Source organism: Sinorhizobium alkalisoli, from assembly GCF_008932245.1.
Classification (GTDB): domain Bacteria; phylum Pseudomonadota; class Alphaproteobacteria; order Rhizobiales; family Rhizobiaceae; genus Sinorhizobium; species Sinorhizobium alkalisoli.
Window position 1 is genome coordinate 2,936,322 of sequence record NZ_CP034909.1, and the last position, 15,547, is coordinate 2,951,868.

At 62.9% G+C, this 15,547-nt stretch carries 14 protein-coding genes; 9 read left to right on the plus strand and 5 right to left on the minus strand.

What is annotated here, in order from left to right; all coding sequences use genetic code 11:
- Positions 1-56 precede the first annotated feature (56 nt).
- The 4 genes from EKH55_RS14185 to EKH55_RS29755 all read right to left on the minus strand — a co-directional run bounded on the left by EKH55_RS14185 (position 57) and on the right by EKH55_RS29755 (position 3,197).
- On the minus strand, positions 57-389 hold the full coding sequence (locus EKH55_RS14185) for a pilus assembly protein (RefSeq protein ID WP_192803782.1): 333 nt from the start codon (positions 387-389) through the stop codon (positions 57-59).
- Positions 355-1,842, minus strand: a complete 1,488-nt coding sequence (locus EKH55_RS14190) for a type II and III secretion system protein family protein (RefSeq protein WP_151611645.1) — start codon at positions 1,840-1,842, stop codon at positions 355-357. The genes EKH55_RS14185 and EKH55_RS14190 overlap by 35 nt, the downstream gene beginning before the upstream one ends.
- Before the next feature lie 66 nt (positions 1,843-1,908).
- Positions 1,909-2,910 carry a Flp pilus assembly protein CpaB gene (cpaB, locus tag EKH55_RS14195; protein ID WP_151611646.1) on the minus strand — a complete coding sequence of 334 codons (1,002 nt, stop codon included), beginning with the start codon at positions 2,908-2,910 and terminating at the stop codon, positions 1,909-1,911.
- Between the two features lie 98 nt (positions 2,911-3,008).
- Positions 3,009-3,197, minus strand: coding sequence for a hypothetical protein (locus EKH55_RS29755; protein WP_151611647.1), 189 nt, complete (start codon positions 3,195-3,197; stop codon positions 3,009-3,011).
- Positions 3,198-3,517: 320 nt separating this feature from the next.
- Between EKH55_RS29755 and EKH55_RS14205 the strand changes: the two genes are divergently transcribed.
- From EKH55_RS14205 to EKH55_RS14240, 8 genes are all read left to right on the plus strand, one after another.
- Positions 3,518-4,069: a prepilin peptidase gene (locus EKH55_RS14205; protein ID WP_151611648.1), complete on the plus strand. Its 552-nt coding sequence runs from the start codon at positions 3,518-3,520 to the stop codon at positions 4,067-4,069.
- Positions 4,070-4,105: 36 nt separating this feature from the next.
- Entirely contained in the window at positions 4,106-4,921 is an 816-nt protein-coding gene (locus tag EKH55_RS14210; protein WP_151611649.1) for a sterol desaturase family protein, read from the plus strand.
- Positions 4,918-5,592: a methyltransferase family protein gene (locus EKH55_RS14215; RefSeq protein WP_151611650.1), complete on the plus strand. Its 675-nt coding sequence runs from the start codon at positions 4,918-4,920 to the stop codon at positions 5,590-5,592. Before EKH55_RS14210 ends, EKH55_RS14215 begins: the two co-directional genes overlap by 4 nt.
- A 172-nt stretch (positions 5,593-5,764) precedes the next feature.
- Positions 5,765-6,850 carry a hypothetical protein gene (locus EKH55_RS14220; RefSeq protein ID WP_151611651.1) on the plus strand — a complete coding sequence of 362 codons (1,086 nt, stop codon included), beginning with the start codon at positions 5,765-5,767 and terminating at the stop codon, positions 6,848-6,850.
- A 466-nt stretch (positions 6,851-7,316) separates the two neighbouring features.
- Positions 7,317-7,910 carry a PE-PGRS family protein gene (locus EKH55_RS14225; protein ID WP_151611652.1) on the plus strand — a complete coding sequence of 198 codons (594 nt, stop codon included), beginning with the start codon at positions 7,317-7,319 and terminating at the stop codon, positions 7,908-7,910.
- A gap of 183 nt (positions 7,911-8,093) precedes the next feature.
- Complete coding sequence (locus EKH55_RS14230; RefSeq protein WP_151611653.1) at positions 8,094-9,809, plus strand: type I secretion system permease/ATPase; 1,716 nt, start codon at positions 8,094-8,096, stop codon at positions 9,807-9,809.
- A gap of 16 nt (positions 9,810-9,825) precedes the next feature.
- On the plus strand, positions 9,826-11,298 hold the full coding sequence (locus EKH55_RS14235; protein WP_151611654.1) for an HlyD family type I secretion periplasmic adaptor subunit: 1,473 nt from the start codon (positions 9,826-9,828) through the stop codon (positions 11,296-11,298).
- A 115-nt stretch (positions 11,299-11,413) separates the two neighbouring features.
- Positions 11,414-11,683: a transposase gene (locus EKH55_RS14240; RefSeq protein WP_069458991.1), complete on the plus strand. Its 270-nt coding sequence runs from the start codon at positions 11,414-11,416 to the stop codon at positions 11,681-11,683.
- On the opposite strand, the gene EKH55_RS14245 is transcribed toward EKH55_RS14240, so the two are convergent.
- Positions 11,652-12,419: a LuxR C-terminal-related transcriptional regulator gene (locus EKH55_RS14245; protein WP_151611655.1), complete on the minus strand. Its 768-nt coding sequence runs from the start codon at positions 12,417-12,419 to the stop codon at positions 11,652-11,654. The two genes, EKH55_RS14240 and EKH55_RS14245, sit on opposite strands and share 32 nt — an antisense overlap.
- Before the next feature lie 553 nt (positions 12,420-12,972).
- Between EKH55_RS14245 and EKH55_RS14250 the strand changes: the two genes are divergently transcribed.
- Positions 12,973-15,534, plus strand: a complete 2,562-nt coding sequence (locus EKH55_RS14250; RefSeq protein WP_069458989.1) for a GcvT family protein — start codon at positions 12,973-12,975, stop codon at positions 15,532-15,534.
- The last annotated feature ends 13 nt before the right edge of the window (positions 15,535-15,547 follow it).

A 15,547-nucleotide genomic window follows, 5' to 3' on the forward strand; every position in this document is an offset into this window, starting at 1 on the left:
ATTTCACTTCACTTATCAAGCGGCCCTATTGCCGCTGTTCATGCTTCGGCCGTCCTTTACCGGGTGGCGGAATTCGTTCCATTCGGCGGCGTCGCCATCGGCAGGATCACTGCCGACGGCGGCGGCGCGCTCGTCTGTCCGCCGCCCTGATAGGTGCGCATCGCCCGATTGATGACCTTGCCGTCGCTCGGGATATTCGTGTTCTGCGCCACCCGCGGGAAAGGCTCCTGGATGTGGATGCCCTTGTTCGCCTCCACCGCATTGCCGAGGCCGAAGGTAATCGAGTCGCGATGGTTCAGATAGTCGGCGCAGCCCGAAAGCAGACTGGTTGCCGCCAGAACCAGGAGAAGGCGCTTATTTCTTTGCAACGGCAACTTGGCCTCCCACATCAAGATCGAGACGGTGGCCATAGGGGCCCTTCACGCCTTCGCCAAGGCGAAAGCGGCGCAGCATGTCCTTATCCACTTCCAGAATGCCGAGCGCGAAGAGCTCCGCATCGTTCGACGAACGCGTCTGATCGAGCGGACTGTAAAGATCCTCGCCCGGACGCGACGGCCGCACGATATGGGGGGTCACGACGATGACGAGGTCCGACTCCCGCTTCAGGAAGCTTGTGGAGCGGAACAGCGCGCCGATGACGGGAACCTGCCCCAGCCACGGCAATTGCTGGACATCCTTGGAATTGACCGACTGCAGCAGACCCGCCATGGCAAAGCTCTGGCCGTCGCGGAGCGCCACCGTGGTGTTGGCCGCCCGTGAGATGAAGCCCGGATTTCCGTTGACGCTGATGGACGTATCGAGTTCAGAAACCTCCGGCTGGACTTTCAAGCTGATGAGGCCATCGTCAAGCACCACCGGGGTGAAGCTGAGCCGTACGCCGAAGGGTCGGTAGTCCGTCTCGGTCGCAACCGTCGCACCATTCGCCACCGTCGACAGAATCGGCACTTCGCCGCCGGCATGGAAGCTCGCGGTTTCGCCGCTGAGCGCAATCAGGTTCGGCTGCGCCAGGCGACGCACCAGGCCTTTTTGCTCCAGCGCATTGATGACGATATCGATCTGGCCGCCGGAAATCTCCAGCACCTTGGCGATCAATTGCCCGAAGGGCTGCATGCCCGTTGCGGCACCGGCGGCGTCGCCGAGCGTGCGGACGAGCGAGCCGTCGTCCACCGCGATCCCTTGACTATGGGTCGCCTTGCCGATGCCGTTGCGGCCCTGCCCGGACCAGCCGATGCCGAGATCGCGGCCGGTTTGGCGCGAGGCCTCGATGATTCGTACCTCCAGCATGACCTGCTGCGATTCGGCGACACGGAGCTGGTTCATGACCGGCTGCTCGGAATAGGATTGAGCGATCTCGACGACGCGCTGCAGCTCTACCGCATCGCGCACCGTACCCGCCAACCGAATGCGGTTGTTGGAGTTGAAGACCTGGACTCTGGACGAGGGCGCCGCGGCCCGGACCGCCGACGCCACTTCGCTGAAATCGCTGGCGATGCGGACGTCGATGACGCCGATCAGTTCCTTGTTGTCGTCATAGATGGAGATATTGGTGGCGCCGAGGGCCTTGCCGCGGATGAAGAGCGATTGGTCCGAAAGCGGCACGACGTCGATCAGTTCCGCGCTGCCGATCACCAGGTCGCCAAAGGCCTTGCTCGTGCGGATGGTGACCGTGTCGTTCGGCGGCAAGGTCACCTGCTCGACCGAGCCCGTGAGGTTGATATACTCTTCCTGGGCATCGGCGGGGCCGACGAAGCCGGTTCCCCAGCACCCGAAGGCGATCGCTGCCGCGGCTGTCGCCGCGAGGGCTCTGGCATGCGCCGCCCCCCTGTTCAGTCCCCTCAACATATCCCCGCTTCTGCCTCCGCTCCTCGTTCGGCCGCTAAAGCCCCCGCGGCGAGCCACATCTTCATCTCACTGGATCAAACCGACTCGCACCTCTTCACGCTTCGTCGTGTTCCACACGCCGACCGTCGCCCATTTCGGCTGAATCGGCAAGCCCGGTTCTACTGCACGCTCCACAATTTGTAACTGTTTTTCTTTAACAGGTTGTTTCATTTTGCCTTCGACGGAGTCGATCCGGCTGCCGAGTTCGTCGCTGACCTTCTGCACCAGCTTCTCGATTGTATCGAATTGCCCGTCATTGCTGTTCATGGCAAGCTCGTCCGAAGTTGGACCACCGCCCAAATCGGCCATGGTGAGTCGCCGCGTTTCCTCCACGGAAGCCGAGGCGACATTGCGCAGGGCCAGCGACAGCGTCCCGATGTTGGCACCAAGCGTCAGCCTTTGCGCCTCCTCAGTCGTCACCGCAAAGGTGACCGTCTTGACGACGGAGGGTTCATCCTCGCGCTCGTCCGCCGTCTGGTCCACCGCCAGCACCTTTACGCCTTGCAGCAGCACATCGACGAAGGTCTCGTCGCTGTTCCTCTCCTGGTTGCGCACCACACGTGTCAACAGCACGTCCACCCGATCCGAAGGCCGCACGAAGCCGGCAACACCGAGCACATCATTGACGCGAATGGAAATGGCCTTCATGCCGGGATCGAGCGCCGAAGAAAGCGTCGCCCGCTCGCCGGCGCCTGTGATCTTGGAGGTTAGCACCGGCTCGCCGGGGTCGATCGCCTCCATGGCGTAGCGCGGTTTTGTTTCGTCGTCGATGACCGCCTCGATCGTCTGGAACGACCCCTCAGGCCGCGTATCGGACGGCCAGGAAATGGTTTTGAGATTTTCAGAACGCACCCTGTCGCCGAAGCGCATGGGCTTGGCGGCGACGACCAACGTCCTTTCCTCGGATTTCGGACCATTTGCGGCCGCAAGTCGCGCTTGCTGGTCCGCAAGATAGGTGCGCGTTCCGAAAACCGCCGCGCCAGCAAGTAAAATCGCGATTGATAAGCTAATGATTGTCGAGGAGCGCATCGATAATACTCCGCGCGTAGTTAACAATATTTACACGAAAATTCCTAAAGAATATGAGAGGGGTTAGCTAACCCCTCTCAAGGGATTGGCCAGTTCGGTTACGGAGCCACCGTAGTCGTCCACCACGTTCCCCATTGACCCCAAACAGTGGCCATGTTGGTGCCCGCGTTGGTTACTGCAAGAACCACACCGCCGATTAGCAGGCCGAGCAAGACAAGGTATTCAGTCAGCGCGACGCCATCTTCTTCCCGCGCGAAAGCGCGTACCGTAGACATTACAGCTTTCATCGAGAAACCCTTTCAAAATATATATCGCGTGACCGCAATTTCCCCCGGCCCGCGCCATCGTCGAGACCACCTCGTCGATGGGTACGATTAATAAACCGTTAACTACTACTTCGTCAACCACTAAGATGTAGCCATTTACGGCGTCTCTATCTTATGGTTAAAATGGAGACAGAGTATAATCCATTTTGAAGCGTAATTAGTAGTACGATTATTACAGGATGATTAGCATCTTTAGGCCTTTATAACCCGAACGGGTTAGAAGTTACCGAAAAACGATTTGCAGATAATCTATTTCGACCAATCGAGGGGCTTTGAATAACATGATTGCAGGCATCAACTTTATAACCATCGCCGCCGTCTTCCTTCTCCTCTATGCAGCCTGGAGTGATTTCCGCTTCTGGAAAATCCCGAACGGTGTCGTGCTGGCGTTGATCGTCTTCTACGCGCTCGGTGCCACGCTGCGGCTCCTGGCGGCGAAACAGGCCGGCGGGGCGACGGGACTGCTGATGGAGCAGGATCTCGGCGCCACGCTCTTTTCCTTTGCCGGCATCGGCGGCGACCTCGCCGCCGGCCTCCTGCTCTTTGCGCTCGGCTTCACGCTCTGGTGCTTCCGCCTCTTCGGCGCCGGCGACGCCAAGCTCTTCCTGCCGATCGGCCTCTTCGTCGGCTGGCACGGCATGCTGCCCTTCTCGATCTTCCTGCTGATCGGCGGCGTGCTCACCATGCTGGCCCTGCGCCTGCCGATGCCGCTGCAATTCGCCCACTATGCGGTGGCGATGCGCCTCCAGGAGATCCGCACCACGCGCAAGATCCCCTACGGCGTCATCATGGTCGCCGCCGCGCTCGCGGTGATGGCGTTGCGGCCGGCGTGAGGGTCTTTACGGGCGCAACAAACAATCGGGGGTCGCATGTCAGATCTAATCGACTTCAAAGCGATTCTGATCATCGCCATGATTTTCATTCCGCTCGAGCGGCTTCTCCCGCTACATGCTGATCAGAAGGTGCTGCGTAAACACTGGTTGAATGATTTGATTTATTTGTTCCTCAACGGCGTCCTGGTCAAGCTCGGTTTCGTTGTACTGGTCGGCATTCTGCTGTTGGGCGTGCGTGCCATTGTCCCCGAGAGCCTGACCGCCCTCGTGGAGTCCCAGCCGATATGGCTACAGGCGGTCGAGGTCATCCTCATCGCGGACACCGGTTTTTACCTGGCACACCGCGCCTTCCACGCCGTGCCATTCCTCTGGAAGTTTCACGCTATCCATCACAGCATCGAGGAGATGGATTGGCTGGCTGCCCATCGTGTGCACCCGGTAGACCAAATCGCGACCATGACAGCCTCGCTCCTCCCGGTCTATGCGCTTGGCTTCTCCGGCGAAGCGGTCGCCATCTACGCCCTTGTCTATCAGGGGCAGTCGCTTTTGATCCATTCGAACACACGAGTTCGGTTCGGTCCACTAAAGTGGGTCCTTGCTTCGCCACAATTCCATCACTGGCATCATGCCAACGAGCGGCAAGCCTACGACAAAAACTTCGCAGGGCAGTTGCCCTTCATCGATGCACTGGCAGGCACTCTGTATATGCCTGAACGGATGCCGAACGCATACGGCACCGACGAGCCGGTGCCGCCGCTCTACCATCAGCAATTCGCCTATCCGCTCAAAGGGCTTGCCGGCCGCGTACCGACGGGCGAGCTGTCACCAAAATCAGGAGACTCGCACTCATGATCAGCAGGCTCGAAGATATTACCGGCAAGGTTTTCCTCGTACTTGTCTTCTTTTTCCTAGCGTTGCAGCAGATCGTCTCAATCGTTACGATCATTCGGCTGCGCGGGAACCTGGAATTATGGCCGCTCGATCTCTCTTCGCGGTTGCTGGGCTTGATTTTCTTGTGTCTGGTCGTCGGCCTGACTGTGCTCCGCCTGCCGCCACGACAGAGCGCGGAGGGGGTGGAACCCCGACTTACCGCGCTCGCGGGGACGTTCGGGCTGATGGTGCTCGTCGTGCTGCCGCGGGGAACCACCAGACCGGAAATGATGATCGCGTCAACCATCGTGATCCTCATCGGTACGGCACTGTCGATCCACTGCTTGTTCTGGCTAGGGCGCTCGTTCTCGGTAATGGCGACGGCCCGCAAACTCGTCACGAGCGGGCCCTATGCCATCGTCCGCCACCCCCTCTACGCTGCGGAGGCGATAAGCGCCATTGGATTTCTGATGGCAAATTGGTCGCTGGCTGCGTTGCTGATCAGTGCCGCCCATTTCGCCTTTCAATTCCGGCGGATGTTCAACGAGGAGCGCGTCCTGCGAAGCACTTTCCCGGAATACGCCAGCTACGCCGGCAGCGTTCCCATGCTCATTCCGAGGCCGTTGATTATGGCGGGGGTCAAAAGAGGATAACGTGCTGCGTGAGGGACTGTGAGTCTATCTCCCCCGCCCCGCGCCGCAGCGAGATACACCCAATCGGCTACCCTCCCCAAACGGCCGTAGCCGAATTGCAGGCTCTCATTTTTCCGCGAGCGGCCACAAGATGGCGGGTGCGCATGACCGGGCATTGCGTGGAGATACGACGATGGCAGACTCTCGTCCCCTGTCGGATGACGCACCGAACACGAACACCGATCAAAGCAGCGTTGCCGCCGGGCATCTTGCGCTCGTTCCGACCTGGCTTCCCCTCGATTTTGCCGGCGAATCCGGCCAGAACGCCGCCGGAAACGGCGGCGACGGCACGAGCGTCGGGATTGTCGGCAGCAACACGCTCGCCATGTTCGTACCCTCCAACATGGCAATCGCCGGGCCGCAGTCGAATGCCAGCGCTGAACAGGGCAACAACGCGCTCATCTATCAGCACGCGACCGAAATGGCCGGCCTCGGCGGCGACGGCGGCAGCGGCAATCATGCGATCGGCAGCGTCGGCAATGCCAATCTCGCCGGCAATGGCGGCAACGGCACGTTTTTCGGCAGCCTGCTCAGCACCGATGTCGCGGTGTTCGCGCCGGTGAACACCGCCGTCGCCGCCGGACCGGGCGCGACGGCAACGGCCGAGCAGACCAACAACGCGGCGATCCTGCAGGGCGCGACCCAGATCGGCGGCGTCGGGGGCGCGGGCGGCGACCACAATAGTGCGGGCGGCGCGCCAGCCGCTTCCGCCGGCGCGACCTTCACCTTCACCGGCGACAATTATGCCGGCCATGGCGGCGACGGCACGTTCATCGGCAGCATGGTGGACGTGAATGTCGCCGTGTTCTCGCCTATCAACATCGCCGTCGGAGCCGCCGGCGGCAATGCCCAGGCGACGCAGACGAACAACGTGATCTTCGACCAGGGCGGCGTGCAGATCGCCGGCATCGGCGGCAATGGCGGCGGGTTCAATTTCGCTTCCGACACGATCTTCACCGGCAATGCCGTCGGCGACGGCGGTGGCGGCGGCACCGGCACGTCGACCGGCAGCATGGTCGACGTCAATATCGGCTATTTCCACCCGATCAACATCGCCGTTCCCGCCGGCGGCACGGCCGAGGCCGATCAGCTCAATCACGTGCTCTACGACCAGCACACGCTGCAGCTCGGCGGCGTCGGCGGAGCCGGCGGCGAGGGCAACATTGCCGATGCCAATTCGGCGCTCGTCGACGACGTTCTCGCGCTGGTGAACGTCTGAGGCAGGCATTCGACAGAGGCCGTGCCGCGTTACCCCCCTCTGCCCTACCCGTCCTCCGCAGCAGCTGCGCTGCAGCTGCGGAGGGTGGACCGGGCATCTCCCAGAAGCACCCCCAACCTGACATCAAGGCCGCTGATGCCGAAGCGCTTGCTTCAGGCAAAAGGCTGAAAATGGTGGAGCGGTGAGATCGCCACTTGCGTGTCTCCCCCCGTGTGGGGGAGGTGGCCGGTCCACCCTTCGCAGCTGGGCGCCCCGCTCGTTGCCCAAGTGTCGCCCGGCGCGCGGGCATACAGCAGCACACAGCCCCGCCGATACGCACCCTAGCCAAACGAACGTCCCCGAATGTCCGGCTGGCCGCTCTTCTCCGTCACGCGCACCATAGCCTTGTCGTGTCCCGCCCGCGGGCGGTGTCCCTTGGCATCGAACCGCTCATGACAACGGGGCAACCAAGCAGAGGAGCGACGTCATGCCTATTGCGCAAGTTTCGACAGACACGATCAACCTGACCAATCCCATCGCCGGCGACGCCAATGCCGGCAATGGCGGCGATGGCACCAATAATGGTGATATCTTCTACAACCCGGTCGCCAATGTCTCCAACGTGCAGACCGTCGTGGGCTCCGCCCCAACAGTCTTCAACGGCGATATCGTCGGCCAGACCGCCGGGTGGACCGCGGGGAACGCCGATGGTGGCGACGTCGTCCAGATACCGATTGCCGTGCTGGCAGCCCTCACCAATACCGGGACGGGCGGTGCCGGCGGCAGTGCCGACTCGAACGGCGACCAGAGCAATACGAGCGGCGGCAACGTCGCGGCCGTGTCCGCCGACACAACCGCCACGCAGAACACCACGCTCGTCGCCGATCAGAGCGCGACGATCCTTGCGGGCGTAGGCGGCGCGGGCGGCTCCGGCAATGCGGCCGTCGGCGGCGATATTTCCGCGGCCCTGGTTCACTCGAGCCCGATCGCGGAAACCACGACCACGACGAATACCACGACAGTCTCGGCTCTTCTCGACGATATCGCCAACATAGGCGGGATCATCGACATCGGCGTCTGATACTCGACGACGACCGCCGGCCGCGGCCGGCGGTCGTCCTCTTCGCGGGCGCCGCGCGGTCTGCAGGCGGGCAAGCTCCGTTTCTGCCCTTGAACCGCCCGATGGGTTCGGGTCGGTTCCGGCAAGAGGAACTACGCAGCGGCGAAGCCGGCCGTTCGGTATCGATCACGCCGAGGCCTGAAAATGACGACAACTCCGAAAAGGGCTGAACAGCCTCCGACCCACCTGGCCACCGCCATCAGGGCCTCAGCCGGAGCCTTCTGCCTGGTCTTCCTCTATAGCTGCGGCTACAACCTGTTCCTGCTCGCCCCCTCCATCTACCTCCTGCAGATCTACGATCGCGTCCTGTCGAGCCGCAGCCTCGACACGCTGATCATGCTGACGCTGATCATCGCGGCGGCGGTGGTGGTGGGTTCGCTCCTGGACATCGTGCGGCGCGCCGCGCTTTCGCGCATCGGCAGCTGGCTGGATCACCGGTTGCGGCCGGTCGTGCTCACCGCATGTTTCGAATACGGCGCCCGCACCGATGCGGGCCTGGCGAACGAAGGCTACCGGGACCTGTCGACCCTGCGCCAGTTCCTCGATTCCCCGGCCGCCTCGCTGCTCTTCGACATTCCCTGGGCGCCGGTGTTCCTGCTTCTCCTGTTTCTGGTCGACCCGGTGCTCGGCACCATCGGGCTCGTGAGCGCCATCGCCCTCTTACTGCTGGCGATCCTCACCGAGTTCTCGACGCGGCAGCCGCTGGCGCAGGCGAACGCCACGCTCGCCCGCAGCCAGATGCGTTTCGCCAATGCGCTGCGCTATATCCAGGTCATCCGCGCCATGAACATGCAGAACGGTGCGGCCCAGCTCGTTTATCGCGACGCGGAGACGGCGCGGCATGCGCAGGACGACGCGATGCACCGGAGCGAGATCGTCCTCGGCCTGTCCAAGTCCGTCCGCATGCTGGCGCAGATCCTGATGATGGGCGCGGCGACCTGGTTGGTCCTCGAGGAAAGTGGAAACCCGGGAATCATCTTCGTGTCGAGCCTGCTTCTCGGGCGGGGGCTCGCGCCGGTCGAAGGCGCGATCGGCGCGTGGCGCGCCGTCGCCTTTGCCTGCACCGCCTTCAATCGCCTGAACCGCCTGCTGATCGCCGTCGCCTCGCAGGCCAATCGGCGCACGGTGCCGATGCACGAGGCGAGCGGGCTCTTGCTCGACGGCGTCGGCTATGTGCTGGCGTCCGACAATCGCCAGATCCTGGGCGGCGTCAGCATGCGGCTCGTTCCCGGCGACTGCGTTGCACTGATCGGCCCGTCGGGGTCCGGAAAATCGACACTTGGCCGCATCATCGCGGGCGTCCAGCCGGCGACGTCGGGCTGCGCGCTCCTCGGCGGCGTCGATATCTCGGCCCTGCCGTTCTTCGGCGGCACGCGCCATGTCGGCTACCTGCCGCAGGACATCGAGCTCATCGGCGGCGCGATCAAGGACGTCATCGGCCGGCTCGACGGGACCGACTTCGGCAAGGTCGTCCAGGCGGCCAAGCTCGTCGGTTTGCATGAAAGCATCATCAGGCTGCCGCGGGGTTACGACACGGATGTCGGCGATGGCGGCGCCTTGCTGCTGCGCGCCGAACGCCAGCAGCTGGGCCTGGCGCGGGCGGTCTACGGCAACCCCGCGCTCGTCGTGCTGGACGACCCGAATTCGAGCCTCGATTACGAGGGCGAGCGGCGATTGTTCACGGCGATCGCCCGCATGCGCTCGCTGCGGATGATGGTCGTCGTCATCACCCACCGCATGGGCATCCTGCCGATAACGAACAAGATCGCGATCATGCGCAACGGCACGATCGAGGCCTTCGGCGACAGCGACCATATCTTCGATACCTATCTTCAACCACCCGCCCGGACGGGCAGCTAGGAAGGAGGCCGGCCCCATGCGACTTGCCAGGATCGAACCCTCCTTCGACCGGCCCTCTTCTTTCGACCGGACCCCTTCTTTCGACCGAGTTCAGGGACCGGAGATCGAGGGCCATGTCTGCCCGCCCGACGGGTCCGCCCGCCCGGCGCCCGCCTCGCCTCCCGCCGCCCGTGCCGCCTTGACGCTGGCGGACGCATCGCCGCGGTCGAGGCTTCGCCGGGTTACCTTGGCGGGAAACCTGCTGATCGCCGTCTTCGTCATCGGCCTGGGGGCGTGGTCCGCCTTTGCGCCGCTCAGCAGCGCGGCGATCGCCTCGGGCGTCGTCGAAACGGAAAACAACCGCAAGACCATCCAACACCTCGAGGGCGGCATCGTCAGGCGGATCCTCGTCCAGAACGGCGACGCCGTCGTCGCGGGCCAGGTCCTGATCGAGCTCGACGACACGAAAGCGCGCGCCGAGCGCGACAGCCTGCGCTGGCAATTATGGGATGCGCGGGCGCGGCGCGCCCGGCTGATCGCCGAGCAGCACGGCACGGACAGCATCGCCTATCCGCCCGAATTCCCGGAACTCGCGGTCAAGTACCGTGCGATCGACGAGATTCTCGCCGGGCAGCAGCGCATCTTCGAGGCGCGCCGGCAGGTCATGCGCTCGGAGAGCGCGATCACGCAGCAGAAGATCAAGCAGGTGCTGGAGGAGGTGGCGGGGCTGAGCGCCCAGAAGGCTGCCTTGATCGAGAGGATCGACATCTCCCGCCGTGAGTTCAAGACCGCCTCGGCACTCTCCGCTCAGGGCCTTGAAAGAATAAGCCGGGTTCTCATGCTGGAACGCGAAAAGGCGGATATCGGCGGGCAGCTGGGCGATGTCGCAGCGCGTATTTCGCGCGCCCATCAGGTCATCAGCGAGGCACAGGCCTATCTCGTCAAGCTGCGCAGCGACCGCTTGAACGAAGTCGCGCTCAGCCTCCGCGACACTGAGAACCAGCTCCTGCAGACGCGCGAGCGATTGCGCGCGATCGACGACCAGCTGGCGAGAACCGAGATCCGCGCCCCCGAAGACGGCGTGATCATGGACCTGCGCATCCACACGGCCGGCGGCGTGATCGGCGCCGGCGAACCGCTCGCGGAGCTCGTGCCGCGTGCGGCCCGGCTGGTCGTCGCGGCGCGGATAAAGCCGGAAGATATAAACCAGGTGCATCCGGGACTCGAGGCACAGGTGCATCTGATCCCCTACGACCAGCGGCGGGTTCCCCGCCTGAAGGGACAGGTCGAATACGTCTCTGCAGATCATCTGATCGACCGGCTGAGCGGGCATTCCTATTACGCAGCGACCATCCGTGTGACGGATGAAAGACTGGCGCATATGCCCGATGTGAAGATGGTTCCCGGCATGCCGGTGCAGGCAATGATAATAACGGGCAAGAGCAGCGTCGCCTTGTATGCATTGCAGCCGCTCCTGGACAGCTTCAACAGGGCGTTTCGTGAGAATTGATGTATGCCCTGATCGGCCCGGCGCCGCGCGTTTTATCGAACGCGCAAAGGCCGCCGTAGCACTTTGAAATGCTGCATGTCTTTGTCCTTGAATCGAGGTCGAAGGACGACCGCAAATGGGCAAGCGAAAATTCAACGACGAAGAAGTCAGGGAAATCCTGGAGGAGCATCAGGCCGGCGCGACCGTATCGGAAGTGTGCCACCGGCATGGCATCAGCCAACCGACCTTCTACCGCTGGCAGTCGTCGCAATTGAAAGGCTCGGAGTTCGACGCCAGGCGCATGAAGGCGCTCGAGCAGGAGAATCAAAAGCTCAAGAAATTGCTCGCCGAGGCCATGCTGACCGCGGCGACCCTCAGCGAGATGCTCGAAAAGACGTCGCGCTGACAGCTCTCCTTGCGGCCGGGATCCGGCCATTGCCGCTGCCGTTTCGCCCGCCCAGGAGCGCCACCACCTCCGTCCGGTTCTGAACCTGCAGCTTTCGCATGATGTGCTGCAAATGCATCTTCACGGTGTGATCGGAGAGGTTAAGCTTGCCCGCAATGACCTTGTTCGACGAGCCGCATCTGAGTTCGGCCAGAACGTCGGCCTCGCGCGGCGTGAAATCGGCCAATCCATCGCATTGGCCGCCCGCTTGCGGCTCTCCGCCAATCTCGTCGCTCGCAGCGGCGCCATCCTTGATCGCCCCCAGCGGATCCGGACAGAAGATGCCACCGGCGAGCACCAGCCGCAAACCGGCAAGCGCGAGCTCGATCCTGAGCGACGGGGTGAAAAAACCGCGAACACCCAGTTTCAGGACCTGGGCGGCCGTCGTCAGGTCGTCCGTGTCCGCCAGCACGGCAATCGGTGCATCGGCAAAGCGTTCGCGGATGTCGGCAAGCTCGCCGCGCAAGCTGAGGCTGCCGACCCCTCTTCCGGCGAGATCCAGCGTGACCAGGCGGACGTCCAGCCCGGTGGCCTGGTCAAGACTCGCGGTCGAGATCATGTCGACGAAGTGCCAGCCGGCGAGTTCACGCTCGAGAAGCCTCACGATGACGGTGCGCGTAAGTGTATCATGCTGGATGACGATTCCGGTCGGTGCACTGCGGCCGTGGCGACGCGCCGTTCCTGAACTGATAGACACGAGTCAACCCCCCAGGATTCTCTGCAACCAGATTAGCGCTGCATAGCCTATGCGTGTTCTTACATCCTGTCATGAAACAATCAGGATTAATCCCGTCGAAGTAAGGCTATAATAAAGCAATGCAAAACAGTAATATAGCTGAGACTCGGCCTCACCGCGATCAGATCCTGTAACATATATTGAGCGAGAGTTTTCACTGTTTATTGCAAAATCGGAGGAAGCGCGGCCGAGGCGCAGAACGCAACCGCTCACCGGCGGCATTGAGCCCTCAAGCGCCTTTCGCGCCGCAATGTCCTCGGAGCCACTTTCGTATTCATGAGCCGCATCCGAGGGCGCCATCTCCGACGTCCAGGCTCGTGAACAGTTGAAATACGAACGAGAGGGGTCCGCACCGTAGGCCCCTCCCCCTTGTGGGGAGGGGTTAGGGAGGGGTACGACTGGGAGGGGAGCGCCCGGTCTGGTCGTGCAGCAGGATGATAATGTCGTAGACAGGCTCAAATGGCGTCGCTGCACACTCTAATATCCCGCCAAACACCAACTAGGGTCGCATTCCATGGCAGAGTTTCCTGAAAAGGCGAAGGTCGTAATCGTAGGTCTGGGTGGCATCGTCGGCGCGTCGATCGCCCATCACCTGATCGAGCGTGGATGGGACGATATCGTCGGCATCGACAAGTCCGGTATTCCCACCGATATCGGCTCGACGGCGCATGCCTCGGACTTCTGCTACACGACGAGCCACGACTTTCTTTCGGTTTGGACGACCCAGTATTCGATCGACTTCTTCGAGAAGATGGGCCACTACGCCCGCATCGGCGGTCTGGAAGTCGCACGCACCGGCGACGAGACCTGGATGGAGGAGATCAAGCGCAAGCTTTCCTCCGCCAAGGCCTTCGGCACCCGCGCGCACTATGTCTCGCCGGCAGAAATCAAGAAGATGTTCCCGCTGATCGAGGAAGATCAGGTGATGGGCGGCATGTTCGATCCGGATGCCGGCCTCGTCGTCCCGCGCTCGCAGACGGTTGCCGGCAAGCTGGTCGATGCGGCGGAAAAGTCCGGCAAGCTCAAGGTCTTCGGCAATACGCCGGCAACCTCGCTCCTGGTCGAGAACGGCCGCATCAAGGGCGTCGTCACGCATCGCGGCACGATCATGGCTGACCATGTCGTCGTCTGCGCCGGCATCTGGGGCCGCCTGATCGCCGAAATGGTCGGCGAAGACCTGCCGGTCATGCCGGTCGACCATCCGCTCACCTTCTTCGGCCCGTACAACGAATTCGAAGGCACCGGCAAGGAAATCGGCTTCCCGCTGCTGCGCGACCAGGGCAACTCGGCCTATATGCGCGACACCGGCGACCCGAAGACCACCGAAGGCGGCCAGATCGAATGGGGCTATTACGAGGCCAACAATCCGCGCCTCTGCCATCCGCGCGACATTCTCGAAAAGCACGAGGCGCGCCTGTCGCCCTCGCAGCGCGACCTCGAGATGGAGCAGATCATCGAGCCGCTCGAGCGCGCCATGGAACTGACGCCGATCCTCGGCGAGCTTGGCTATAACGAGGGCCACTCCTTCAACGGCCTCTTGCAGGTATCGGCCGCCGGCGGCCCCTCCTGCGGCGAGAGCCAGAAGGTGCGGGGCTTGTGGTACTGCGTCGCCATCTGGGTGAAGGACGGCCCCGGCTACGGCAAGCTGATCGCCGACTGGATGACGGACGGGCGCACCGAGATCGACCATGCCTCGATCGACTACGCCCGCTTCTACCCGCACCAGCTCGAAGAAAAGTACATCGAGGAGCGCTGCTTCGAGTCGGCGCAGAAGATCTACTTCCCGGCGGTGCATCCGCGCGAGCCCTATGCGGGCGGCCGCAACGTCAAGCGCTCGCCCTTCTACGAGCGCGAGAAGGAGCTCGGCGGCCACTTCATGGAACTCGGCGGCTGGGAGCGCGCGCACGGCTATGCCGCCAACGAGCACCTCCTGGAGAAATACGGCGACAGGGTGCCGGTGCGCGAGAACGAATGGGACAGCCGCCATTTCTGGCGCGTTTCCAACGCCGAACATCTGGCGATGAGCGAGGATTGCGGCATCGTCAACCTCTCGCACTTCCACATGGTCGACATCGAAGGTCCGGACCATGTCGAGCTTCTCGAATGGCTTTGCGCCGCCAAGATCGGCGGAGACGGCAATATCGGCAAGGGCATCTACACCCACTTCCTCGACGACGAGGGCATGGTGCGGGCCGACTTCACCGTCTTCCGCATGGCCGACCGCTGCCGTCTCGTCAACGGCGCCGATGCCGGCCCGCGCGACTTCCACTACATGCGCCGGGTCGCCGAAGACCGCGGCCTCGACGTCACCATCACCGATGTTTCGGAGAAGTTCATCACCATCGGCATCTGGGGCCCGAATGCCCGCGAGACGCTGAAGAAGGTGGTCGCCGATCCGGCCGGCCTCGACGCCCAGAACTTCCCCTTCGCAGCGATCAAGCAGATCGAGATCGCCGGCAAGCCGGTCTCCGCCTTCCGCATCTCCTACGTCGGGGAACAGGGCTGGGAACTGCACATGAAATACGAGGATGGCCTTGCCGTCTGGGACGCGCTGCGCGCCACGGGGGTCATGGCCTTCGGGGTCGAGACCTATGCCAACTCGCGCCGCATGGAAAAGAGCCTGCGCCTGCAGAACGCGGATCTTCTCACCCAGTACAACCTCATCGAGGCCGATCTTGCCCGTCCGAAGGTCAAGGAAGCGGACTTCCGCGGCAAGGCGAAGCACCTGGAGTACAAGGCGCGCGAGCACCAGCCCGCCATGCTCTGCACGCTCGTCATGTTGGAGAACACCGACAGGAACGGCGTGAAACGCTACCCGGTCGGCAACCTGCCGGTCATGGACCCGGAAACCGGTGAGGTGCTGGTCGACGAACTCGGCCGCCGCTCCTACACGACCTCCATCGCCTTCGGCCCGACGATCGGCAAGAACATCGCGCTGGCCTACCTGCCCTGGGCCTATTGCCAGGAGGGCCGCAAGCTGAACGTCGAGTATTTCGCCGAAACCTACCCGGTCGAAGTCGCCGGCGTCGGTTACAAGCCGCTCTACGACCCTGAAAACCTGAAGCCGCGCAGCTGACCGTCTGTTCGGT